The organism is Ancylobacter aquaticus (assembly GCF_004339465.1).
GTDB lineage: Bacteria > Pseudomonadota > Alphaproteobacteria > Rhizobiales > Xanthobacteraceae > Ancylobacter > Ancylobacter aquaticus.
In genome coordinates, this window is record NZ_SMFY01000001.1 from 626,097 (window position 1) to 648,648 (window position 22,552).

The 22,552-nt window shown below is 69.3% G+C and carries 21 protein-coding genes and 1 other RNA gene; 12 read left to right on the plus strand and 10 right to left on the minus strand.

Translation table 11 applies throughout. The annotated features are described in order from the left end of the window. Window positions 1-74 precede the first annotated feature (74 nt). The 5 genes from cysG to EV667_RS02915 all read right to left on the minus strand — a co-directional run bounded on the left by cysG (window position 75) and on the right by EV667_RS02915 (window position 4,207). Entirely contained in the window at window positions 75-1,580 is a 1,506-nt protein-coding gene (gene cysG / locus EV667_RS02895; protein ID WP_131833818.1) for a siroheme synthase CysG, read from the minus strand. Between the two features lie 88 nt (window positions 1,581-1,668). After that, entirely contained in the window at window positions 1,669-2,166 is a 498-nt protein-coding gene (locus EV667_RS02900; protein ID WP_131833819.1) for a TIGR00645 family protein, read from the minus strand. Window positions 2,167-2,288: 122 nt separating this feature from the next. Continuing rightward, window positions 2,289-3,005 (minus strand): hypothetical protein, encoded by a 717-nt coding sequence (locus tag EV667_RS02905; protein ID WP_131833820.1) that lies wholly within the window; start codon window positions 3,003-3,005, stop codon window positions 2,289-2,291. A gap of 153 nt (window positions 3,006-3,158) precedes the next feature. After that, a complete protein-coding gene (gene msrA / locus EV667_RS02910) occupies window positions 3,159-3,812 on the minus strand; it encodes a peptide-methionine (S)-S-oxide reductase MsrA (protein WP_131833821.1) in 654 nt (217 codons plus the stop codon). A gap of 95 nt (window positions 3,813-3,907) precedes the next feature. Then, on the minus strand, window positions 3,908-4,207 hold the full coding sequence (locus EV667_RS02915) for a hypothetical protein (protein WP_131833822.1): 300 nt from the start codon (window positions 4,205-4,207) through the stop codon (window positions 3,908-3,910). A gap of 449 nt (window positions 4,208-4,656) precedes the next feature. Here EV667_RS02915 and ccoN point away from each other — a divergent pair, with 449 nt between their 5' ends. The 11 genes from ccoN (at window position 4,657) to EV667_RS02970 (ending at window position 17,923) form a co-directional block, all read left to right on the plus strand. Further along, window positions 4,657-6,291 carry a cytochrome-c oxidase, cbb3-type subunit I gene (gene ccoN / locus EV667_RS02920; RefSeq protein ID WP_131834987.1) on the plus strand — a complete coding sequence of 545 codons (1,635 nt, stop codon included), beginning with the start codon at window positions 4,657-4,659 and terminating at the stop codon, window positions 6,289-6,291. Between the two features lie 11 nt (window positions 6,292-6,302). Then, the gene (gene ccoO / locus EV667_RS02925; RefSeq protein ID WP_131833823.1) at window positions 6,303-7,055 is read left to right on the plus strand and encodes a cytochrome-c oxidase, cbb3-type subunit II; all 753 of its coding nucleotides are present in this window, start codon (window positions 6,303-6,305) and stop codon (window positions 7,053-7,055) included. A 10-nt stretch (window positions 7,056-7,065) separates the two neighbouring features. Next, window positions 7,066-7,221, plus strand: coding sequence for a cbb3-type cytochrome c oxidase subunit 3 (locus EV667_RS02930; RefSeq protein WP_131833824.1), 156 nt, complete (start codon window positions 7,066-7,068; stop codon window positions 7,219-7,221). A 2-nt stretch (window positions 7,222-7,223) separates the two neighbouring features. Further along, complete coding sequence (gene ccoP, locus EV667_RS02935; protein WP_131833825.1) at window positions 7,224-8,105, plus strand: cytochrome-c oxidase, cbb3-type subunit III; 882 nt, start codon at window positions 7,224-7,226, stop codon at window positions 8,103-8,105. Window positions 8,106-8,262: 157 nt separating this feature from the next. After that, complete coding sequence (gene ccoG / locus EV667_RS02940) at window positions 8,263-9,732, plus strand: cytochrome c oxidase accessory protein CcoG (RefSeq protein WP_131833826.1); 1,470 nt, start codon at window positions 8,263-8,265, stop codon at window positions 9,730-9,732. A gap of 16 nt (window positions 9,733-9,748) precedes the next feature. Further along, window positions 9,749-10,246: a FixH family protein gene (locus EV667_RS02945; protein ID WP_131833827.1), complete on the plus strand. Its 498-nt coding sequence runs from the start codon at window positions 9,749-9,751 to the stop codon at window positions 10,244-10,246. 17 nt (window positions 10,247-10,263) lie between these two features. After that, complete coding sequence (locus EV667_RS02950) at window positions 10,264-12,525, plus strand: heavy metal translocating P-type ATPase (protein WP_131833828.1); 2,262 nt, start codon at window positions 10,264-10,266, stop codon at window positions 12,523-12,525. Continuing rightward, window positions 12,522-12,698: a cbb3-type cytochrome oxidase assembly protein CcoS gene (gene ccoS / locus EV667_RS02955; RefSeq protein ID WP_131833829.1), complete on the plus strand. Its 177-nt coding sequence runs from the start codon at window positions 12,522-12,524 to the stop codon at window positions 12,696-12,698. Before EV667_RS02950 ends, ccoS begins: the two co-directional genes overlap by 4 nt. Next, window positions 12,695-13,840 carry an MFS transporter gene (locus EV667_RS02960; protein WP_131833830.1) on the plus strand — a complete coding sequence of 382 codons (1,146 nt, stop codon included), beginning with the start codon at window positions 12,695-12,697 and terminating at the stop codon, window positions 13,838-13,840. The genes ccoS and EV667_RS02960 overlap by 4 nt, the downstream gene beginning before the upstream one ends. 85 nt (window positions 13,841-13,925) lie before the next feature. Continuing rightward, entirely contained in the window at window positions 13,926-17,333 is a 3,408-nt protein-coding gene (locus EV667_RS02965) for an acyl-[ACP]--phospholipid O-acyltransferase (RefSeq protein ID WP_131833831.1), read from the plus strand. Next, entirely contained in the window at window positions 17,330-17,923 is a 594-nt protein-coding gene (locus tag EV667_RS02970) for a TetR/AcrR family transcriptional regulator (RefSeq protein WP_131833832.1), read from the plus strand. The genes EV667_RS02965 and EV667_RS02970 overlap by 4 nt, the downstream gene beginning before the upstream one ends. Before the next feature lie 263 nt (window positions 17,924-18,186). Here EV667_RS02970 and EV667_RS02975 read toward each other — a convergent pair whose 3' ends face one another. From EV667_RS02975 to EV667_RS02995, 5 genes are all read right to left on the minus strand, one after another. Then, window positions 18,187-18,507, minus strand: coding sequence for a YbaB/EbfC family nucleoid-associated protein (locus EV667_RS02975; RefSeq protein ID WP_131833833.1), 321 nt, complete (start codon window positions 18,505-18,507; stop codon window positions 18,187-18,189). A gap of 14 nt (window positions 18,508-18,521) precedes the next feature. Next, a complete protein-coding gene (locus EV667_RS02980; protein WP_131833834.1) occupies window positions 18,522-20,486 on the minus strand; it encodes a DNA polymerase III subunit gamma/tau in 1,965 nt (654 codons plus the stop codon). A gap of 86 nt (window positions 20,487-20,572) precedes the next feature. Beyond that, a complete protein-coding gene (locus tag EV667_RS02985; RefSeq protein WP_131833835.1) occupies window positions 20,573-20,821 on the minus strand; it encodes a toxin-antitoxin system YwqK family antitoxin in 249 nt (82 codons plus the stop codon). A gap of 40 nt (window positions 20,822-20,861) precedes the next feature. Continuing rightward, window positions 20,862-20,959, minus strand: an RNA gene (gene ffs, locus EV667_RS02990) — signal recognition particle sRNA small type. 54 nt (window positions 20,960-21,013) lie between these two features. Further along, window positions 21,014-21,229, minus strand: a complete 216-nt coding sequence (locus EV667_RS02995) for a DUF4287 domain-containing protein (protein WP_131834988.1) — start codon at window positions 21,227-21,229, stop codon at window positions 21,014-21,016. 286 nt (window positions 21,230-21,515) lie between these two features. Here EV667_RS02995 and EV667_RS03000 point away from each other — a divergent pair, with 286 nt between their 5' ends. Next, entirely contained in the window at window positions 21,516-22,460 is a 945-nt protein-coding gene (locus EV667_RS03000) for a class I SAM-dependent methyltransferase (protein ID WP_245515945.1), read from the plus strand. The last annotated feature ends 92 nt before the right edge of the window (window positions 22,461-22,552 follow it).

Consider the following 22,552-nt stretch of genomic DNA (forward strand, 5'->3'; position numbering starts at 1 on the left):
TTGGGCGCTGCGCGGGGTTCCCCCTGGGTCCCGGAGCGGCGCGGCACGCTGTGCCGCTGGTCCGGGAAACGGGCTTACCCCTGCGCGACGTGGGCGTTCTCTTCCGCCTCAATCGGCAGCGCGAAGGCGGCCGCCTCGCCGATGGCGTGGCCGAACAGGATGAGGCACGGGCCACCGGCGCCGTCGGCCACGGCCGCCTCAAGCGCCGTCTGCAGCGTGCCGACGGTGGCCGGCACCTGCCGCTCCTCGGGCCGTGTGGCGGAGAAGATGGCGATGGCCGGCGTCGCCGGGTCGAGCCCGGCCTCCATCGCCTTGCCCGCGAGCTCGCCCCAGGTGCGCTGGGGCATGTAGACCACCGTGGTGGCGGCGGGGTCGGCCAGTGCCTGCCAGTCGAGATCGCGCGGCAGCTTGCCGTCTCTCGCATGGGCGGTGACGAATTGCAGCCGGCGGGCATGGTCGCGATGGGTGAGCGAGAGCGTGAGCCGGCTCGCCGCCCCCTGCGCCGCGGTGATGCCCGGCACCACTTCCACCGGCAGGCCGGCCTTCTGCGCCGCCGCGATCTCCTCGCCGGCACGGCCGAACACCATGGGGTCGCCGCCCTTGAGGCGCACCACGCGCTTGCCCTGCTTCGCCAGCGAGACCATCAGCGCGTTGATGTCGTCCTGCTTGCAGGAGGGGCGGTAGCCGGTCTTGCCGACCAGCATCTTTCTCGCCTCGCGGCGGGCGACATCCAGCACCGCCGGCGCGACAAGGTCGTCATAGAGCACGACATCGGCCGATTGCAGCACGCGCACGGCCTTCAGCGTCAGCAGTTCCGGGTCGCCCGGGCCGGCGCCGACCAGCGCGACCGAGCCGCGCGGCGTGTCGGTGCGTTCCACCTCGGCGCGGCCGAGCAGGCTTTCGCGCAGGGCCTCCGAGGGCTCGGCCTCGGGCGTCTCCAGCGCGGCGCGGGTGAAGCGCTCCCAGAAGCTGCGGCGGCCCTGATAGGAGAGCGCGAGCGCGGCGACGGACGGGCGCCAGCCGCGCGCGGCCTCGGCCCAGCGCTTGAAGCCCTGCGGGATCACCGCCTCGATCTTGGCGCGCACCGCCTGCCCGAATACCGGGGCGGCGCCGTCGGTGGAGATGCCGATGACGAGGGGCGAGCGGTTGACGATGGCGCCGAAGGCGAAGTCGCAGAAGGCCGGCTTGTCCACCACATTGACCGGCACGCCGGCTGTGTGCGCCGCCTGCGCAAAGCGGGCGCATTCCTCGTCGTCCTCGAAGGCGCCGATGGCGAGCGCGGCGCCCGTGAGGTCGGCGGGCGTCCAGTCCCGGGCGATGAGCAGCAGCGGGCCGTCCGGCGGCGCGGCGGCGAGCGCGAGCAGATCCTCGCACGGCTCGGTGGCCAGCACCTCGACATGCGCGCCGGCGGCGGAGAGCAGTTCCGCCTTCCACGCCGCCGCCTCCGACCCGCCGGCCAGCACCACCCGGCGCCCGGCCATCGCGAAGAACACCGGCAGGCGGGCGAGCGGAGCCATGCGCGCCGGCGCGCGGGCGGCGCGGCGCCCGGCGGCGGGGGTGGCGGGAGCGGAATCGGTCATCGCGGCGGTCGTCCGAAGGAGTTCGTTCAACTTATCACATAAAATTCTCGTCCATTAAAGTCAATGAACGAGATTTTTCGGGAAAAAGTCAGTGGCTCTTTTCCGACAATCGGTCGGTCCACGCCAGCACCACGCCGGAGAGCACGAACACGACATGGATGATGACGAGCCACATGAGCTGCTTTTCATCGACGCCGCGATCGAGGTTCATGAACGCCTTCAGCAGGGCGATGGCGGAGATGGCGACGATGGAAGCCAGCAGCTTCTGCTTGAGGCCGGAAAAATCGACCTTGGTCATCCATTCCGGCCAGGCGGCATGGCCGGAGCCGTCGATCTTGGCGACGAAATTCTCATAACCCGAGAAGATGACGATGATGACGAGGCTGCCGGTGAAGGTGAGGTCGACCAGCGCCAGGATGCCGAGAATGGTGTCGCTCTCGTCGAACTGCGCCGCGTGCGTGACGAAATGGAACAGCTCGACGCCGAATTTGTAGAGCAGCACCGCCAGCGCGATCACCAGCCCGAGATAGAACGGCGCCATGATCCAGCGGCTGAGCAGGATGATGCGTTCGATGACCTTTTCCATGCGTCCGTCACCCTGGCCTGACCCCGCCTCTCGCGGGTGCGAGATGGGTGCCACGGCGCCGCGATGGCGGCAAGGGGGCTTGACAGGGGGCGGCTGCGCGCGCCGCGCAGAGCCGCCGCGCCTCAGTTTGCCACGACCTTCTGGTAGGTGTTCTTCAGCTCGTCCTGGATGACGATGGCGGTGCCCTTGGCGGTGAGCAGAAGGTCCTGGTCCGGGGTGCGGGTGCTGTAGCTCCAGCCCGCCGGCGACTTCAGCCGGCTGCCGAGACCGGCGAGGTCGGCATAGCTCAGCGTGGGATCGACGATCTGCGCATAGGCCTGCATCACATAGACCGCACCGTCCGGCCCGTTGAGCTGGAACACCGGCTTGCCGCCATCGAAGCGATAGGTGGTCTCGCGGTCGATGGTCTGCTCGGTATAGGCCGGCCCCATCGCCTGATGCAGCGACAGCGCGATTTCCGCGCGCCTGGCCATGACGATGCCGCCCACGGTGATGACCTCGCCGGTCTTCGTCTCGCCCGAGGCGATGATGCCGTCCATGATGAAATGGCGCGGGCCGTTCATGACGACGGCAAGCGTGTCGAACTGGCGGAACAGTTCGCGCCGCGTGAGGGCGTCCCACTTGTCGGCGGGGCAGTCGTCGAAGCCGAGCGTGTTGAAGACCGAGGCCTTGAGGCCCTCCAGGGTCAGGTGCACCGCGACCAGCTCGCAATAGCGCGCATCGCGCAGCACGGCCGGCAGCTTGGGCACCGGGGCCGCTGCCGGCTGCTGCGCCAGCGCGGCGCCGGCCGGGAGCAGCAGGGCGACCAAGGGCAAGAGGAGGGGGCGGAAGGAGGTCACGGGCGCGTTCCTCGTTCGATCAGCGAGGCGCGAACGTTACAATGATGCCTCCCGGCAAAGGAAGAAGCGGGGAGGATAGGTGCAGGAATCGACAGGTGGGCGGTTGAGCGGGCGCGTCGGGCGCGGTGGGAAAACCCGCCGCGCCCTGTCTGGTCAGGCCGCCACGCCGGTGCCGATGGGGCAGGAGACGCCGGTGCCGCTCAGCGCGCAATAGCCGTTCGGGTTCTTGGCGAGATACTGCTGGTGGTAGTCCTCGGCGAAGTAGAAATGCGGGGCGTCGACGATCTCGGTGGTGATCGCGGGGAAGCCCTTGGCCTTCAGAGCCACGTCGTAATCCGCCCTGCTGGCTTCCGCCTGCGCCCGCTGCTCGGGCGAGGTGGCATAGATGCCGGAGCGGTAGGTGGTGCCGACATCATTGCCCTGGCGCATGCCCTGGGTGGGGTCGTGGATTTCCCAGAACAGCTTGAGAAGCTCGGCATAGCTGACCTTAGAGGGGTCATAGACCACAAGCACCGCCTCGGCATGGCCGGTCAGGCCGGTGCAGGTCTCCTCATAGGTCGGGTTCGGCGTGATGCCGTTGATGTAGCCGACGGCGGTCACATACACGCCGGGCGTCTGCCAGAACTTGCGCTCGGCGCCCCAGAAGCAGCCGAGGCCGAAAATGGCGGTCTCGAAGCCTTCCGGGTAGGGGCCCTTCAGCGCGTGGCCGTTGACCGCATGGGTACGGGCGGTCGGCAGTTCCCGGGCGCGACCGGGCAGCGCCTGGGCAGGGGTCGGCAGGTCGATACTCTTCCTGGAGAAGAACATGGGGCACATCCCTTCATGGACTGACGCCAATATGGGGAGTGACCGGGCTTCGCGCGAGGGCGGAGGCCATCACGCGCCCGGCATCACGCGGCCCTTCACGCGGCGGGGCGGCGGCCGATCAGCAGCAGCAGCGCGCCGGCGACGCCGAGCACCGCGAAGAGCGGCGCGCCGAGCACCGGCACGACGAGATATTCCCACGCCGTCACGGACACGCTGCCCTCGACGAAGGCCTGGAAGCGCGCCAGCAGGTCCGGGCTCACGGCGAGCCAAGTGACGCCGAGCGGGGTGGTGACGATCTCCGACGAGGCGATCGAGCGCACGCCGTCCAGCACCAGGGCGACGAAGGCACCGGCGAGAACCCACAGCCCCACGAAGCGGAAGAGAAAGCGGATCATGAATTGCCCTGTCTTCTGGCCCGCCGCGCCTGCGGCGTGTTCCGTCTTAGACGCCATCGGCGAACCGCCGCAAGGGCGCAGGTGAGGCGAGGGATGTCCTCCGGTCGTCATCCCGGACGGCCGCCGGCCGATCCGGGGTCGTTTTCCGGATGGAGAGCAGTCCCGGCTCTCCGCTTCGCTCCGGCCGGGATGACGATCCCGCGGGGAGGGCGGCCGATCCAATGCGCGGCATTCGGCCGCCGGCTCCCCGCGTCCGTGAAGACCCTTAGCCTTGATGTGGATCAAGGTTGTCGCCGGCCTCCGGCGCGAAAGCTCGCCCCACATCATGGAGTCGTTCCAGATCGGCCGATCGGAACGTGGAGGGTCGAATGACGCAGCTACACAGCGCCGCCGGCGAGGCAGGCGGCTCGGGTGCCACCGAACCGGGCGTCGACCAGAGCGGCAAGAAGATGACGTTCGGCGAGGGCGGTCTCGCCTTCGTCTTCGCGGTCCTCGCGCTGGCGTGCATTACCGTGGCGGCGAAGACGCACGATGCCGCCTATGCCTTCCACGCCTATCTCTCCGCCTTCGCCAGCCTGGCGGCGGTGTTCGTCATCCTCAACCGCTATGTCGACCGCCCGGCGGACCTGCCGGCGCGGGAGATCGAGGGCAAGCCGAACTACAATTTCGGCCCGGTAAAGTTCGCCACCATCGCGGCGATGTTCTGGGGCATTGCCGGCTTCCTGGTCGGCGTTATCATCGCCTTCCAGCTCGCCTTTCCCTGGCTGAACCTCGATCTGCCCTGGACGGCGTTCGGCCGGCTGCGCCCGCTGCACACGTCGGCGGTGATCTTCGCCTTTGGCGGCAATGTGCTGATCGGCACCTCGTTCTATGTGGTTCAGCGCACCTCGCGCGCCCGCCTCGCCGGCTATCTCGCGCCGTGGTTCGTGGTGCTGGGCTATAATTTCTTCATACTTCTCGCCGGCACCGGCTATCTCCTCGGCATCACCCAGTCGAAGGAATATGCCGAGCCGGAATGGTACGCCGATCTGTGGCTCACCGCTGTGTGGGTGGCGTATCTGCTGGTGTTCCTCGCCACGCTCTGGCGCCGGCGGGAACCGCACATCTATGTCGCGAACTGGTTCTACCTCGCCTTCATCGTCACCATCGCGATGCTGCACATCGGCAACAACGCCGCGATCCCGGTGTCGGTGTTCTCGCCGAAATCCTACATCGTCTGGTCGGGCGTGCAGGATGCCATGGTGCAGTGGTGGTATGGCCACAACGCGGTCGGCTTCTTCCTCACCGCCGGCTTCCTCGCCATCATGTATTACTTCATTCCCAAGCGGGCCGACCGGCCGGTCTATTCCTACCGGCTGTCGATCATCCACTTCTGGGCGCTGATCTTCATCTACATCTGGGCCGGCCCCCATCATCTGCACTACACGGCGCTGCCGGACTGGGCGCAGACGCTGGGCATGACCTTCTCGATCATCCTGTGGATGCCGAGCTGGGGCGGCATGATCAACGGGCTGATGACGCTCTCGGGGGCCTGGGACAAGCTGCGCACCGACCCGGTGCTGCGCCTGATGGTGGTGTCGGTCGCGTTCTACGGCATGGCCACCTTTGAAGGGCCGCTGATGTCGGTGAAGTCGGTCAACTCGCTCTCCCACTACACCGACTGGACCATCGGCCATGTGCATGCCGGCGCGCTCGGCTGGGTCGCCTACATCTCCTTCGGCGCGATCTACTGCCTGGTGCCGTGGCTCTGGCAGAAGCGCGAGCTGTATTCGCTGCGCCTCGTCAACTGGCATTTCTGGATCTCGACCATCGGCATCGTCTTCTACATCTCGGCGATGTGGGTGTCGGGCATCCTGCAGGGCCTGATGTGGCGCGCCTACACCTCGCTCGGCTTCCTCGAATACTCGTTCATCGAGACGGTCGAGGCGATGCACCCCTTCTACATCATCCGCGCGGTGGGCGGGGTGCTGTTCCTGGTCGGCGCGCTGATCATGGCGTTCAACGTGTTCATGACGATCAGGCAGCCGGATCTGGCGGAGGCCGGCACCGACCTGCGCCACCCTTCCCTCGTGCCGGCTGAGTGAGGACCCCGACCATGGCTGACATCGCCACCAAGAAATCCGTCTGGGCCCGGCACGCTTTTTTCGAGAAGAACTCGATCTGGCTGATGATCGGCATCCTGATCGTGGTCGCCATTGGCGGCCTGGTCGAGATCGTGCCGCTGTTCTACCTCAAGAGCACGATCGAGAAGGTCTCCGGCGTGCGTCCCTGGACGCCGCTGGAGCTGGCCGGGCGCAACATCTATGTGCGCGAGGGCTGCTACAACTGCCACTCGCAGATGATCCGCCCGCTGCGCGACGAGGTGGAGCGCTACGGCCATTACTCGCTGGCGGCCGAGAGCATGTATGACCGCCCGTTCCAGTGGGGCTCCAAGCGCACCGGGCCGGACCTTGCCCGCGTTGGCAACAAATATTCCGACGAATGGCAGCGCCAGCACCTCGCCGATCCGCGCTCGGTGGTGCCGGGCTCGATCATGCCGGGCTATCCCTTCCTCGCGAAGACGCCGCTCAAGACCTACGAGATCGCCGACGACATGAAGGTGAACGCCGTGCTCGGCGTGCCCTATTCCGACGCGATGGTGGCCGAGGCGCTGGCCGACCTGCGGGCGCAGGCCAGCCCCGATGCCGACGCCGACGGGCTGGTGGAGCGCTATCCCGGCGCGCAGCAGCGCGACTTCGACGGCAATCCCAGGGTGCTGTCCGAGGCGGATGCGCTGATCGCCTACCTGCAGGCGCTCGGCACCATGGTCGACTTCAAGCTCTACGACGACAAGGCAAACATCCGCTGAGGAGGCCGGGATGAACGAGACCTATCGCGCCCTCGCCGAATTCGCCCAGACCTGGGGGCTTCTCTACTTCGTCGGCATCTTCCTCTGCGTGCTCGCCTATGCGCTTTCGCCCCGGCGCGGCAAGCAGTTTGAAGACGCCGCCCGCATGCCGCTGCGCGAGGATTGACCATGGCCGAGCATCACACGAACGTGGACGCCGTCACCGGCGTCTCGACGACCGGCCACGAGTGGGACGGCATCCGCGAGCTGAACAACCCGCTGCCGCGCTGGTGGCTGTGGACCTTCTACGCCTGCATCGTCTGGGCGGTGCTGTACTGGATCGCCTACCCCGCCTGGCCGCTGGTGTCCAACTACACCTCCGGCGTGCTCGGCTGGACGTCGCGCGACGCGGTGCAGGTGCAATTGGCCGACCTGCGCACCCAGCGCGGGGCGTTCGCGCAGAAGCTGCAGGACGCCTCGCTCGAACAGATCGAGGCCAGCCCCGAGCTTCTCGCCTTCGCCCGAGCCCAGGGCCGCGCCGCCTTCGGCGACAATTGCGCGCCGTGCCACGGCACGGGTGCCGCCGGCTCCATCGGCTATCCCAACCTCAACGACGACGACTGGATGTGGGGCGGCTCGCTGGAGCAGGTGCAGCAGACCATCCTGCACGGCATCCGCTCCACCGATGCCGACGCCCATCTCGGCGACATGCCCGCCTTCGGGCGCGACGCCATGCTGGCGCGGCCGGAGATCGTCGCGGTGGCCGACTATGCGCGCTCGCTCTCCGCCCTGCCGGTGCCGGCCGGGGTCACGCCCGACCTCGCCAAGGGCAGGCAAGTGTTCGCCGCCAATTGCGCCGCCTGCCACGGCGCGGACGGCAAGGGCAATGTGGAGCTGGGCGCCCCCAACCTCACGGACGGCATCTGGCTCTACGGCTCCAGCCGCGACAGCGTGATCGCCACCATCGCGAATGGCCGCGCCGGCATGATGCCGGCCTGGGGCGGGCGGCTCGACCCCACAACCATCAAGGCCCTCACCGTCTATGTGCATGCGCTCGGGGGCGGGCGGTAGCGCGTGCATGCAGGGGGGTGAGCGATGCGGCGGGGCGTCTCAGCGACGTCCCGCCGCATAAGCATTTTTCCGCCCGGCAAGCCCCGGATCAACGGCCGCGACAGGCGGGTTTAGAACACCTCCATGCCGGCGCGGACCGCAGGCTTCGGGGACCGACATGAACATGGCGACCAAGGTGGAACGGCTCGAACCGCCGGATTATGACGACGAGGCCCCCCTCTACGAGGCCCGGCGCCGCATCTACCCCATCGCCGTGCACGGCACCTTCCGCCGCATCAAGTGGGCGCTGCTGATCGTCACCCTCGGCATTTACTATCTGCTGCCTTTCCTGCGCTGGGACCGCGGCCCCAACGCCCCCTCGCAGGCGGTGCTGGTCGATCTCGCAAACGGGCGGTTCTATTTCTTCTTCATCGAGATCTGGCCGCAGGAAATCTATTACCTCACCGGCCTGCTGATCCTTGCCGCTTTGGTGCTGTTCCTGATGAACGCGGTCGCCGGCCGGCTCTGGTGCGGCTATCTCTGCCCGCAGACCGTGTGGACCGACCTGTTCCAGGCCATCGAGCGCATGGTCGAGGGCGACCCGCGCGAGCGGCGCGAGAAGCTGAAGACCGCCTCGCGCACCCAGCGGGCCTTCGAGGCGGCGGCCAAGCACACGCTATGGCTGATGGTGGCGTGGTGGACGGGGGGCGCCTGGGTGCTCTACTTCGCCGACGCGCCGACCTTGGTCTGGCAGCTTTTCACCGGCACCGCGCCGCTGGTCGCCTATCTCTGGATCGCCATCCTCACCTTCACCACCTATGTGCTCGCCGGCCATATGCGCGAGCAGGTGTGCACCTATATGTGCCCGTGGCCGCGCATCCAGGCGGCGCTGACGGACGAGTACGCCTACAACGTCACCTATCGCCATGATCGCGGCGAGCCGCGCGGCTCGCTCAAGAAGAGCGAGGCGCTGCGCGCAGTCGGCGTGCCGTCGGGCGACTGCATCGACTGCCGGCAATGCGTGGCCGCCTGCCCGACGGGGGTCGACATCCGGCTCGGCAGCCAGCTCGCCTGCATCCAGTGCGGCCTGTGCATCGACGCCTGCGACACGGTGATGGGCAAGGTCGGGCGGCCGACCCGCCTCATCGCCTACGACACCGAGATGAACATCGAGCGCCGCCAGCAGGGGCTGGCGCCGGTGGCGAAGGTGTTTCGCGCCCGCACGCTGCTCTATGCGGGGCTGATCCTCCTCATCGGCGCCATCATGGTCGCCGCGCTGGCCATGCGCGGTTCGGAGGGCGTGTCCGTCATCCATGACCGCAACCCGCTTTTCGTGCGCCTCTCCGACGGGGCGCTGCGCAATGCCTACACGCTGCGCATCGTCAACAAGCAGCCCCTGCCGCGCCGCTTCGCCATTGCGGTGGACGGGGTGCCGGAGGGGCGGCTGGAGATCGTCGGCGGCCTCTCGCAGACCGAAAACGGCCATCCCGTGGTCGAGGTCGGCCCGGACCAGACCTATGAGCTGCGGGCGCTGGTCTCCACCGCCGCGAAGCTGCCGGCCAATGCCTCGCTGCCGGTGGTGTTCTCCGTCACCGACGTGATCGGCGGCGAGACGACGACCGCGCCCGACCATTTCAAGGGTCCCTGAAAACCGGAGGACGACCATGGCCTCGCCTGTGAACGGGCTCGACGACGGGAACGGCCGGCCTCTTACGGGCCGCACCGTGCTGATCTGCTTCCTCGCCTTTTTCGGCGTGATCTTTACCGCCAACTTCTTCCTCGTGCGGGCGGCGGTGACGAGCTTCGGCGGGGTGGAGACGGAAAGCTCCTACAAGGCCGGGCTCGCCTTCCGCGCCGAAAGCGAGGCCGCAGCCGCGCAGGAGGCCCGCCACTGGCAGGTCGACGCCCATGTCGAACCCGGCCGGGTCGATGTGTCGGCCCGCGATGCCGCCGGCCGGCCGATCGCCGACGCGGTGCTCGCCGTGACGCTCCAGCACCCCACGAACCGGCGGCTCGACGTGACACTCGATCCGGTTCGGGTGAGCGCGGGCCGGTGGCGTGCCGATGACACGGTGGCGTCCGGGCAGTGGGAACTGGTGATCGAACTCAGCCGCGAGGGCGAGCGCCTGTTCCGCTCCACCAACCGCGTCGTCATCCGGTAGCGGCGGGAGACCCACCCATGGCCACGCAGGCCCTTCTTTTCCCCGCGACGCCAGCGCCGGTTGCCGCCGCGCCGGTGGCGCAGGATTACTCGCTGTTCCTGCGCCGCGACCCCGCCGGGCAGGCGGAGATGGCCTTTGCGGTCGAGGGCATCGACTGCGCCGCCTGCATCGACGAGATCGAGGACGGGTGCGAAGCGCTGCCGGGGGTGGCGCGCGCGCGGCTGAACTACACCACCCACCGCCTCACCATCGGTTGGGAGGCGCGGGCCGAGCCGGCGCCGGCGCTTGTGCTGGAGGCGCTGGCCAAGGCGGGCTATCGCGCCTGGCCTTTCGAGGCCGACCGGCTGGAGGCGATCGACAACGCCACCTCCCGCCATTTGCTGCGCTGCCTCGGCGTTGCCGGCTTCGCGGCGATGAACATCATGCTGCTCTCGGTGTCGGTGTGGTCGGGCAATGTGACCGACATCACCCCCGAGACGCGCGATTTTTTCCACTGGCTCTCGGCACTGATCGCGCTGCCCGCCGCCGCCTATGCCGGCCAGCCCTTCTTCCAGAGCGCCATCCGGGCCGTGAGGGCCCGCTCGCTCAACATGGACGTGCCGATCACGCTCGGCGTGCTGCTGGCGCTCAGCGTCTCGGTGTACGAGACGCTGCACCATGCCGAGCACGCCTATTTCGATTCCGCCGTGATGCTGCTCTTCTTTCTGCTCGCCGGGCGCACTCTCGACCATGCGATGCGCCGGCGCACGCGGGCGGAGGCCGGCAATCTCGCCGCGCTGAAGGCCGTGTCCGCCAACCGCATCGAGGCCGATGGCCGGCTTGTCACCGTGCCCGCCGGCGCCGTGAAGCCGGGCGACGAGGTGATGCTGCGGGCGGGCGAGCGCGCGCCGGTGGACGGGCTGGTGCTCTCCGGCACCGCCTCGGTCGACGAGAGCCTGGTGACGGGCGAGACGCTGCCGCGCGCGGTGGGGGCCGGCGGCATGGTGCATGCCGGCAGCCTCATCCATGACGGCGTGCTGCGGCTGCGCACCGTTGCGGCGGGCGAGGACACGTTTCTCGACGAGATCGAGCGGCTGCTCGACAAGGCCTCGACCGCGCGCGGGCGCTATATCAGGCTCGCCGACCGCGCCGCCCGGCTCTACGCCCCGATGGTGCACACCACGGCGCTGCTGGCGCTGGTCGGCTGGCTGATCGCCGGGGCCTCGCTGCACCAGGCGGTGCTGATCGCCGTGGCGGTGCTCATCATCACCTGCCCCTGCGCGCTGGCGCTCGCCGTGCCCGCGGTGCAGGTGGTGGCGGCGGGCACGCTGATGCGGGCCGGGGTGCTGATCGCCTCCGGCGACACGTTCGAGCGGCTGGCCGAGATCGACACCGTGGCCTTCGACAAGACCGGCACGCTGACCCTGCCCGAGTCGAGCCTCTCCGACACCTCCACCGTGCCGGCGCCCCTTCTGGCGGCAGCGGCGCGGCTCGCTTTGGCAAGCACCCACCCGCTGGCGCGGGCCATCGCCGCCGCCCACCCGGACGCGCGCCCGCTCGACGCGGTGCGCGAAGTGCCGGGCGGAGGCGTCGAGGCGGAGATCGACGGGGTGACGGCGCGGCTCGGCAGCCCGGCCTTTTGCGGCTGCGAGGCGCTGGCGGGCGCCCGTGCCGATGCCGCGCCCGACGCCTCGCGGGTCGCGGTGCGGCTGGGCGAGGCTTGCGCGGTGCTCGACATAAGGCAGGCGCTGCGCCGCGATGCGCCCGAGGTGATGGACGAACTCCGCGCGGCCGGCCTCGACATCGTGCTGCTCTCGGGCGACCGGCGGGCGGCGGTGGCGCCGGTGGCGGCGCGGCTTGGCGTGGCGGAATGGTGGGCGCAGATGCGGCCGGGCGACAAGATCGCCGTGCTGGAGAGCCTCGCCGCCAAGGGGCGCCGCGTGCTGATGGTGGGCGACGGCCTCAATGACGCGCCTTCGCTCGCCAGCGCCCATGTCTCGCTCTCGCCGATCAGCGCGGCGGATGTGACGCGGGCGCAGGCCGACGCGGTGTTTCTCGGCGAAAGGCTGGCGCCGGTGGCGACGGCCATCAAGGTCGCCCGCCGGGCGCGGCACCTGATGCGGCAGAACCTGATGATCGCCGTGGTCTACAATCTCATCGCCGTGCCGCTGGCGGTGGCCGGCTTTGTGACACCGCTGGTGGCCGCGCTCGCCATGTCCGGTTCGTCGGTGATCGTGACGCTCAACGCGCTGCGGGCACGGACGGATGGGAAGATGGCGGGCGGGAAGGTGGCGAGATGAGCGTGCTTCTCTATCTGGTGCCGGCGGCGCTGAGCCTCGGCCTGCTGGGGCTGGTCGCGTTTCTGTGGTCGCTGCGCGCCGGGCAATATGACGACATCGAGGGGGCGGCGGTGCGCGTTCTCTCCGATGACGATCTGCGCCACGGGTCCGGCGACCGGGAGCCGCGCGGATGAGCGCCGGCGATCTGTTCGACGTGGAGGCGGCGCGGGCGGGACGGCTCGGCTGCGCCTGCCCGGAAGACACGCCGCGCCCGCTGCGCCGCGCGCCCGGCATCGGGCGGCTGTGCGGCGGCTTTGCCCTCGTCGTGCTGGCGCAGGCGCTGACGCTGGGCGTGCTGCCGCTGGCCGGGGCCATGCTGGCGCCGCGCCCGGAACTTGGCGCGCTGCCGCTCGCCGCGCTGCTGCTCGGGGCGGCGCTGGCCAGCCTTCCCGCCAGCTTTCTGCTCGACAATTTCGGCCGGCGCGCCGGTTTCGCGCTCGGCGCCAGCCTCGGCGTCGCCGGCGGGCTGGTGGCGGCCTATGCGATGATGCTCGGGGCCTTCCCGATGCTGGTGCTGGGCGCCGCCTGGCTCGGGGCGGCGCAGGGTTTCGGCATGTTCTACCGCCACGCGGCGGCGTTGGGTTCGGCCACTGGCGCGCGGGCCGGCGTGGTGGCGCGGCTCATCGGCGCCGGGGCGCTGGCCGGCCTTGCCGGGCCGCTGCTGGCGGGCATGGCGGAGGCGGCGTTCGCTCCCTACACCTTCGCCGGCACGCTGATCCTCGCCGCGCTGGCGCAGCTCGGGGCGCTGGGCTTCGCCGTCGCGCTGCCACAGGCGCGTTTTTCCCATGCCAAACAGACCGTTGAGGCGATGCAAGCGACGGAAGCCCGCCCGCCGACGACCGCGTGGCGGACGCTGCTTCTGCCGACGCTGATCGGCGCGCTGGCCTGGGGGGCGATGACCTCCGCCATGGCCGGCGCGCCGCTGTCGCTGGCCGGCTGCGGGGTGGGCGTGCCGCTGATATCAGGCGTCGTCGCCTGGCATGTGGTGGCGATGTACGCCCCGGCGCTGGCGGGCGGGGTGCTGGCGCGGTGGATCGGAGCGACAACGCTGGCGCTGCTCGCTCTGGCTTTGTGTCTGGGCGCGGCGGCGATGGTGGCGCAGGCACACGAGGCGGTGACGATCGCCATCGCCTTCCTCGCGGTGGGCGCCGGCTGGGCGCTGGCAAGCCTCGGCACTACGCTGATGCTGCATGGGGCGGGAACGCCGTCGCGGCTGCAACTCGCCGCTCATGACGGCCTGCTGTTGGGCGCGGCGCTGCTCGGCGTGCCGATGTAAAAGGCCGCCGTCAGGAAGGGTAGTTGACGTCCATTTCGCTTTATGTAAGTGATCGCTCACTGACAATGCGGTGAGGGGATCGAGGATGTTCACACGGCTGATGACGGCCCGGCGTTTCGCGCCGCTGTTCTGGTGCCAGTTTTTCGCTGCCTTCAACGACAATTTCGTGAAGAACGCGATGGCGCTGCTCATCCTCTACGGCATCGCCCATACGAATGGCGGCGCGCTGGTCACGCTGGCCGGCGGCATCTTCATCCTGCCCTTCTTCCTGTTCTCCTCCCTCGGCGGCCAGCTTGCCGACCGCTACGACAAGTCGCTGATCGCCCGGCGGGTGAAGTTCGCCGAGATCTGGATCGTGCTTATCGCCAGCGCCGGCTTCGTCATCCAGTCCATCCCGCTGCTGTTCGTCGGCCTGTTCTTCATGGGCACGCTGAGCGCGCTGTTCGGGCCGGTGAAATACGGCATCCTTCCCGACCACCTCGCCAAGGACGAACTCGTCTCCGGCAACGCGCTGATCGAGATGGCGACCTTCGCCGCCATTCTCGGCGGCACTGTGGGCGGGGCGCTGGCCTTCACCCATACCGGGGAATGGGCGGTGGCCGGCTTCACCTTCGTGCTGGCGGTGATCGCCTGGCTGTCGGCGCGGGGAATCCCCCACACCCTGCCGGGCGCGCCCGATCTCGTGATCGACCGCAATATCTGGCGCAGCACGATGACGCTGCTGGCCGATATCCGCGCCGAGAAGCCCATCTGGCGCGGCGCGCTCATCGTCTCCTGGTTCTGGCTGGTGGGGGCGGTGGTGCTCTCGCTGCTGCCGACGCTGGTGAAGGAGAATGTCGGCGGGGTGGAGAGCGTGGTCACGCTGTTCCTCGTGCTGTTCACCATCGGCGTCGCCATCGGCTCGACGCTGGCCGCCAAGCTGTCGGAAGGCCACATCCTGCTGGCGCTGGTGCCGGTCGCCGGCCTGCTGATGGGCGTCTTCGCCATCGACCTGGCGCTGCTCATGGGCTCGCTCACCCCGACGTCCGCGCCGATCGGTTGGTATGAATTCCTCACCTCGGGCCCAGGCGTGCACGCCGCCATCGGGCTGATCGGCCTCGCTGCGGCGGGGGGCGCCTTCGTGGTGCCGACCTTCGCCTTTGTCCAGGCCGCCGCAGGCGAGGACCGCCGGGCCCGGGTGATCGCCGGCAACAACGTGCTGAACGCCGCCTTCATGGTGGCCGGTGCGGTCATCGTCGCCGGGCTCCAGTTCGCCGGCTTCGGCGCCCCGGCCCTGCTGGGGCTGATCGGCGCGGCGAGCCTCGTCGTCGCCATCCTTGCCGGCCGCGCCTTCCAGGGCCAGGTGCTGCGCGACCTGATCAAGCTGGTGTTCCGGGTGCTGTTCCGCGTCGAGGTGACGGGGGCCGAGCATCTCAAGGCCGCCGGGCCCGGCTCGGTGATCGCCATCAACCATGTGAGCTTCCTCGACGCGCCCCTGATCATGGCGCTGCTCGACAATGATCCCGTCTTCGCCGTCGACCGCGCCATCGCCGAGGCCTGGTGGGTGAAGCCGTTCCTCAGCCTCGTGCGGGCCTTCCCGCTCGATCCTACCAAGCCGATGGCGACCCGCGACCTGATCCGCCAGGTGCAGCAGGGCGAGCAATTGGTGATCTTCCCCGAGGGACGTATCACCGTCACCGGCTCGATCATGAAGATCTATGACGGTTCGGCGCTGATCGCCGACAAGGCGGACGCGCCTGTCGTGCCGGTGCGGATCGAGGGGCTGGAGCAGACCTATTTCTCCCGCCTCGATGGCCAGCAGACGCGCAAGCGCCTGTTTCCCAAGGTGCGCGTCACCATCCTGCCGCCGCGCAAGCTGAAGGTCGACCGCGAACTGCTCGGCCGCAAGCGTCGCCGGGCAGCCGGCGCGGCGCTCTACGACGTGATGAGCGACCTCGTCTTCGAGACCAGCCACACCAACGTCACCGTCTATCAGGCGGTGGAAGACGCGGCGGTGCGGCTCGGCATGGGGCGCATCGTGCTGGAGGACCCGCTCGGCACCATCCTTTCCTACCGCAAGCTGCTGCTCGGAGCGAAGATCCTCGGCGACAAGCTGGCCAGGGAAACCGCGCCGGGCGAAAAGGTCGGCGTGCTGCTGCCCAATGCCGCCGGCATCGCCGTGGTGCTGATGGGGCTCTCCCGCCACGGCCGCGTGCCTGTGATGCTGAACTACACCGCCGGCCCCGCCAATCTCGTCCTCGCCTGCAAGGCGGCGGAGGTGAAGCTGGTGGTCGCCTCGCGCGCCTTCATCGAGAAGGCGCGGCTGGAGGCGGAAGTGGCGGAACTCGAAAAGCATGTCCGCGTGCTGATGAGCGAGGAGATCCGCGCCTCCGTCACCACGACGGACAAGATCCGCGCCATGCTGCCGCTGCCCGCACCCAAGCCGGCCGACCCGGACGAGCCGGCCTTCGTGCTGTTCACCTCCGGCTCCGAGGGCACGCCGAAGGGCGTGGTGCTCTCCCACCGCAACATCCTGACCAATGTGGCGCAGGTCGCGGCGCGGATCGACTTCTCGCCCGCCGATATCATGTTCAACGTGCTCCCCGTTTTCCATTCCTTCGGGCTGACCGGCGGGCTGGTGCTGCCGATGGTGTCGGGGCTGAAGACCTATCTCTACCCCTCGCCGCTGCACTACCGGATCATCCCGGAACTGGTCTACGCCACCAACGCCACCGCCATTGTCGGCACCGACACCTTCCTCATGGGCTATGCCCGCACCGCCAACCCCTACGACTTCCGCTCGCTGCGCTTCGTGGTGGCGGGGGCCGAGCCGGTGAAGGCGGAGACGCGGCGGGTGTGGATGGAGAAGTTCGGCCACCGCATTCTGGAAGGCTATGGCGTCACCGAATGCGCGCCGGTGCTGGCGGTGAACACGCCGATGTTCAACCGCGTCGGCACGGTGGGGCGGATGCTGCCGGGCATCCACCACCGGCTGGAGACGATGCCCGGCATCGAGGAGGGCGGGCGGCTGCAGGTGCGCGGGCCGAACGTCATGCTCGGCTATCTCCGCGCCGAGGCGCCGGGCGTGATCGAGCCGCCGGAGCAGGGCTGGTACGACACCGGCGACATCGTCGCCTTCGACGAGGAGGGCTTCGTCGCCATTCGTGGCCGGGTGAAGCGCTTCGCCAAGATCGCCGGCGAGATGATCTCGCTCGCCGCCATCGACGCCATGGTCGCGGCGCTGCGGCCCGATGCCGAGCATGTGGCGGTGGCGGTGCCGGACGCGCGGCGCGGCGAGCGCATCATCCTGATGACCACCGCGCCGGACCTCACCCGCGCCGCCCTCCAGGCGCATGGCCGCGAGCGCGGCGTGAGCGAACTGATGATCCCGGCCGACATCCTGCGCATGGGCGACCTGCCGCTGCTCGGCTCGGGCAAGGTGGACTTCACCAAGGCGCGCACCCTCGCGCTGGAAATGCTCGCCGCGCGGGCCACCGTCGGAGACGGGGCATGAGGGCGGCGCCCGCCCGCCGGGGCCGCGATGGCGCCGACACGCGCGCGCGGATCGAGGCGGTGGCGCTGGAACTGTTCGCGCAGAAAGGCGTGGCCGGCACCTCGGTGCGTGATATCGCGCTGGGCGTGGGGGTGAGCGAGGGGGCGCTCTACCGGCATTTTCCCTCCAAGGAAAAGCTCTCCCGCGAGCTTTTCCTCACGCGCTACGCGACGCTGGCGGCCGAGATCTGCGCCATCGACGCGGCGGAGCGGGAACTGGAGCGCAAGCTGCGGGCGGTGGTGGGCCTGGCCTGCGCGCTGTTCGACGCCGAGCCGGCGCTGTTCGCCTATCTGCTGATCCACCAGCACGAGCATCTTGGCCTGGTCCCGGAGGCGCCGGAGGCCAATGTGGTGGAAGCGGTGGCGCAGATGCTGCGCGGGGCCGGCGTTCCGCCCGGGCGCGTCACCCTCGCCAGCGCCATGGCGCTGGGCTGCGTGGTGCAGCCGGCGGTGTTCGCGCTCTATGGGCGGATCAAGGGGCCGCTTGCCGCGCAGGCCGATGACATCGCGGCGGCGGTGATGGTCGTCGTGGAAGGGCAGGCGAGGGGCTGAGCGGCGTCAGGTCCGGATGTTCTATACCTCTCCCCGAGGGGAGAGGTCGCCGCGCAGCGGCGGGTGAGGGGGCGGGGCGTGTCCGGGGCGACAGAGAAGGGGGCCCCCCCCCCCCCCCCCCCCCCCCCCGGGGGGGGGGGGGGGCCCGGGGGGGGGGGGGGGGGGGCCCCCCCGGGGCGTGTCCGGGGCGACAGAGAAGGCCCCTCACCCCAACCCTCTCCCCGACGGGGAGAGGGGGAGCGGGCGCAACGCTCTGCCGTCGCTCAGAACAGCTTCATGCCCGGGGGGATCGGCAGGCCGGCGGTGATCGACTGGGTCTTTTCCTGCACGATGCGGTCGCCCTTGGCGCGCGCGTCGGCATGGGCGGCGACGATCAGGTCTTCCAGGATTTCCGCCTCGTCCGGGTTGAGCAGGCTCGGGTCGACATGGATCGCCTGCAGCGCGCCCTTGGCGGTGAGGCGCACCGTGACCATGCCGCCGCCGGCGGCGCCCTCGACCTCGATGGCTTCCAGCTCCGCCTGGAGCTGCTCCATCTTGGACTGCATCTCCTTCACCTTGGACATGATGCCGAGAAGGTCTTTCATCCGCTGCTCCTGTGTCAGAATTCGATGTCGTCGTCCGCGCCCGGCCCGTCGTCGCGGGCGGCCATCAGATCGGCGTCGTTGGTATCGGTGGTGAAGTCGCCGGCAGGCTCTTCGGTTGCGAGCGAGCGCACATCGACGATCGCCGCGCCGGGAAACCGGGCCAGCGCCGCCGCCACCAAGGGGTCGGCCCGCACGCCGGTCATCATCGCGTCGCGCTGGGCGGCGGCCTTTTCGGCGACCGTCGGCTCGCCCTCTTCGCGCGAGAGGGCGACCAGCCAGCGCCGTCCCGTCCATTCCGAGATTTTTGACTGAAGTTCCTGGATCAGGTGGGTCGAGCCGCCCGGCGCCAGCGCCACTTCCAGCCGTCCATCCTCGAAGGCAACGAGGCGCAGATGGTTCTCCAGCGCGAATTTCAGCTTGAGATCGCGCTTCGACGCGGCCAGCGCCACGAGGTCCTCGAAGCTCGACACCGCAAGGCCCGGGGCCGGCGCGGCCGCCTGCGCGGGCTGTGCCACGGGCGCGGCCGGCTGTGGCGCGCTGCGGGACGCGACCGAGAGGTGGCTCGCCGCGCTGGGCGCGGACGAGGGGGCGGAGACCGGTGCCGCATAGCTGCGGGGCGCGGTCGCCGCCATGGCGGAACCGCCGCCGGAGCCACCGCCCATTCCGGCGCCGCCGCCGGAAGGCCGGGGGGCGGGTGCTTCCTGCGCGCCGTCGCGCAGGCGGCGCAGCGCTTCGTCCGGGGTGGGCAGATCGCTGGCATAGGCGAGGCGCACCAGCACCATTTCCGCCGCCTGCATCGGCTTGGCCGCCTGCTGCACCTCGGAAAGCCCCTTGGTGAGCATCTGCCAGGCGCGCGAGAGCCCCCGCATCGACAGGCCGCGCGCGAAATCGCGGCCGCGCGTGCGCTCGGCTTCCACCAGAGCGGCGTCATCCGCCGTCTCGGGCAGGATTTTCATGCGGGTGACGAGATGGGTGAACTCGGCGAGGTCGGCGATCACCACCGCCGGGTCGGCGCCGGAATCATATTGCTCGCGCAGTTCGGTCAGCGCCTGCGCGATGTCGCCCTTCATCAGCGCCTCGAACAGGTCGATGACCCGGCCGCGATCGGCGAGGCCGAGCAGCGCCCGCACCTGCTCGCCATGCACCATGGCGCCGGAGGTCTGGCCGCCGGAATGGGCGATGGCCTGGTCGAGCAGCGAGAGCGCGTCGCGCACCGAGCCTTCCGCCGCACGGGCGATGAGGCTCAGCGCCTCGGCGTCGATATTCACCCCTTCCGCCGTGCAGATGCCGTGGAGGTGGCGCGCCAGCGTGCCGGCCTCGACCCGGCGCAGGTCGAAGCGCTGGGTGCGCGAGAGCACCGTGACCGGCACCTTGCGGATTTCCGTGGTGGCGAAGATGAACTTCACATGCTCGGGCGGTTCTTCCAGCGTCTTCAGCAGGCCGTTGAAGGCCGCCGTGGAGAGCATGTGCACTTCGTCGATGATGAAGACCTTGTAGCGCGCCAGCACCGGCTTGTAGCGCGCCGCCTCGATGATCTCGCGGATATCGCCGATGCCGGTGTTGGAGGCGGCGTCCATCTCCTGCACGTCGACATGGCGGCTCTCGATGATGTCTCGGCAGTGGCGGCCGAGCACCGGCATATCAAGCGTGGGGGCGCCCCCGCCCACCGGGCCGTCGGCCGGCTCGTAATTGAGCGCGCGGGCGAGGATGCGGGCGGTGGTGGTCTTGCCCACGCCGCGCACGCCGGTGAGGATATAGGCCTGAGCGATGCGCCCCGAGGTGAAGGCGTTGCTCAGTGTGCGGACCATCGCCTCCTGGCCGATGAGGTCGGCAAAGGTCTGCGGCCGGTATTTGCGGGCGAGCACGCGATAGGGCGTGGCGGCTGCCGCCGGCACGGCCGGCACCGGGCCAAGGTCGAAGCCCGGCCCGTCATCGGTTGCAGGCGTCAGGTCGGACATGTCGGGGGTGTCGGCGCTCATGGGCCCTTCATAGCATCGCGGGCGGGCAATGGGGCAACGCAACGGCCACGGGCGGCTCAAAAAAGGCGGGGACGGCGAAAGGCCGATCAGGGCGACGGCTTCATCGTCGTGACCTTGTAGACCTTTCCCGCGCTGTCATAAGTGGTCCACGCGCCAACCTGCCGCCCTTGGTCGAACATGCCCGAGCGCAGGCGCGTGCCGTCGCGGCGGAACCATTCCCAATAGCCTGTCGGCTCGCCGTTGCAGGTCTGCCCACGGGCCCAGAGGCTGCCGTCCCGGTGGTGCTTGACGAAAGGAAGGATGGTGGGCGCGTCGGCCGGCGGCGTCGTTGTCATGGCAGCGGCGCGTCCCGATGGGGCGTCAAGCGGCATGCAGGGTGGGAGGCTGGACAGAGACCCGATCCGGGCTCGTTGGGGCTGCTTCCTTCCGGATCTGACCCGGTTGGCGAGTGGCTCGTCCACCGCCAACCTCCCGGCGCCTATATCGGACAGATGGGCCGGGGATGCAAGAGGCGGCAGAGGCCCACTCTAGCGGCCGCCGTCCTCGGCGAGGGTGTGGGCGACGAGGGCATTGGCGTGGCCGTTCCCCATGCCGTGCTGGGTCTTCAGCATGGCGACGAGCTCCATGTGCCGGGCCGGCAGCGCCGCGCGCACCAGCGCCTTCCACTCCGAAATCGGCCGTCCATACGTCTTCTCGATCGACGGAAAATACGACGCCGGGCCTTTGATCGTCTTGTCGCTCATCCGCATGAAATGGGCCGGCACCACGCCCTTTGTCAACGACCCCTAGGGCATCGGGGCGATTCGGAAAGCCTCCCTTCAAAGCGTTGTGACCGAAAAATCCTCAACGTTTTTTGAATGGTCATGATCAATGGTGAATATTACTCAGCGTAAGAGTTTTATTCTGCTCGACAGAGCAAGTATCAACCGAAGGAGTGGTAAGTTGTTACAGGCCATCGACGCATCCTCAACTGTATCAAATTGTATCAAGTCGGAAAGTATTCATCAATACGTCACGATGCCGAAGCGCGTGTCACGCCGAGTGCCGCGCTCCACCGTTCTGGCGGGCGCTGTCGCGGCGGTGATGTCTGCCGGCGCGCTCACTCTGGCCGCTCCGGCACTGGCGCAGACGGCGCCCCCGGTCACTGCGCCCCCCGCCATCGCCCCGCCTCCCGCCGCAGCCCCGCCCGATATCATCGCCCCGGGCGCCGAGACCATCGCGCCGGGCGCGCAGACCACCGCCCCGGCGGAGGAAGGGTACGATCCCAAGTCCGGCCAACCCGGCAAGGACGTGGTGTGGGTGCCGACGCCCGACACGCTGGTCCAGCGCATGCTCGACATGGCGGCGGTGGGCCCCCAGGACTATCTGATCGATCTCGGCGCCGGCGACGGGCGCACGGTGATCGCGGCGGCCCAGCGCGGCCTGCGCGCCCACGGGATCGAGTACAATCCCGACATGGTCACGTTGGCCAAGCGCCGGGCCGAGGCGGCCGGCGTCGCCGACCGCGCCACCTTCGAACAGGCCGATATCTTCGAGACCGATTTCTCCAAGGCGCAGGTGCTCACCCTCTTCCTCCTGCCGGAGCTGAACGAGCGGCTGCGCCCGCAGATTCTCGAACTTGAGCCCGGCACGCGTGTCGTCTCCAACAGTTTCGCCATGGGCGACTGGGAGGCCGACCGGGTCGATCGCCTCGGCGACGAATGCCGCCAGTGGTGCACCGCGCTGATGTGGATCGTGCCCGCCAAGGTGGAAGGCGACTGGCGCCTTGGCGAGCAGCCCCTGCGGCTGACGCAGACCTATCAGAAGGTCACGGGCGACCTCGGCGGGACGCCGATCGAGAATGGCCGCGTTGTCGGCAAGGAGCTGCGCTTCACCGCCGGCGGCATCGAGTATGTCGGCGCGGTGGTCGGCAACAGCCTCTCCGGCACGGCTTCGGACGGGCCGATGAAAAACTGGACCGCCGTCCGCAGCTGAGACGAACCTTCATGTCCCCAGCCGGGCGGCCTCCGCTGCGCCGCCCGGCTGCCGGCTTGCCTGCCCTGGCGCGCGCCCGACGGCGGCCCGGC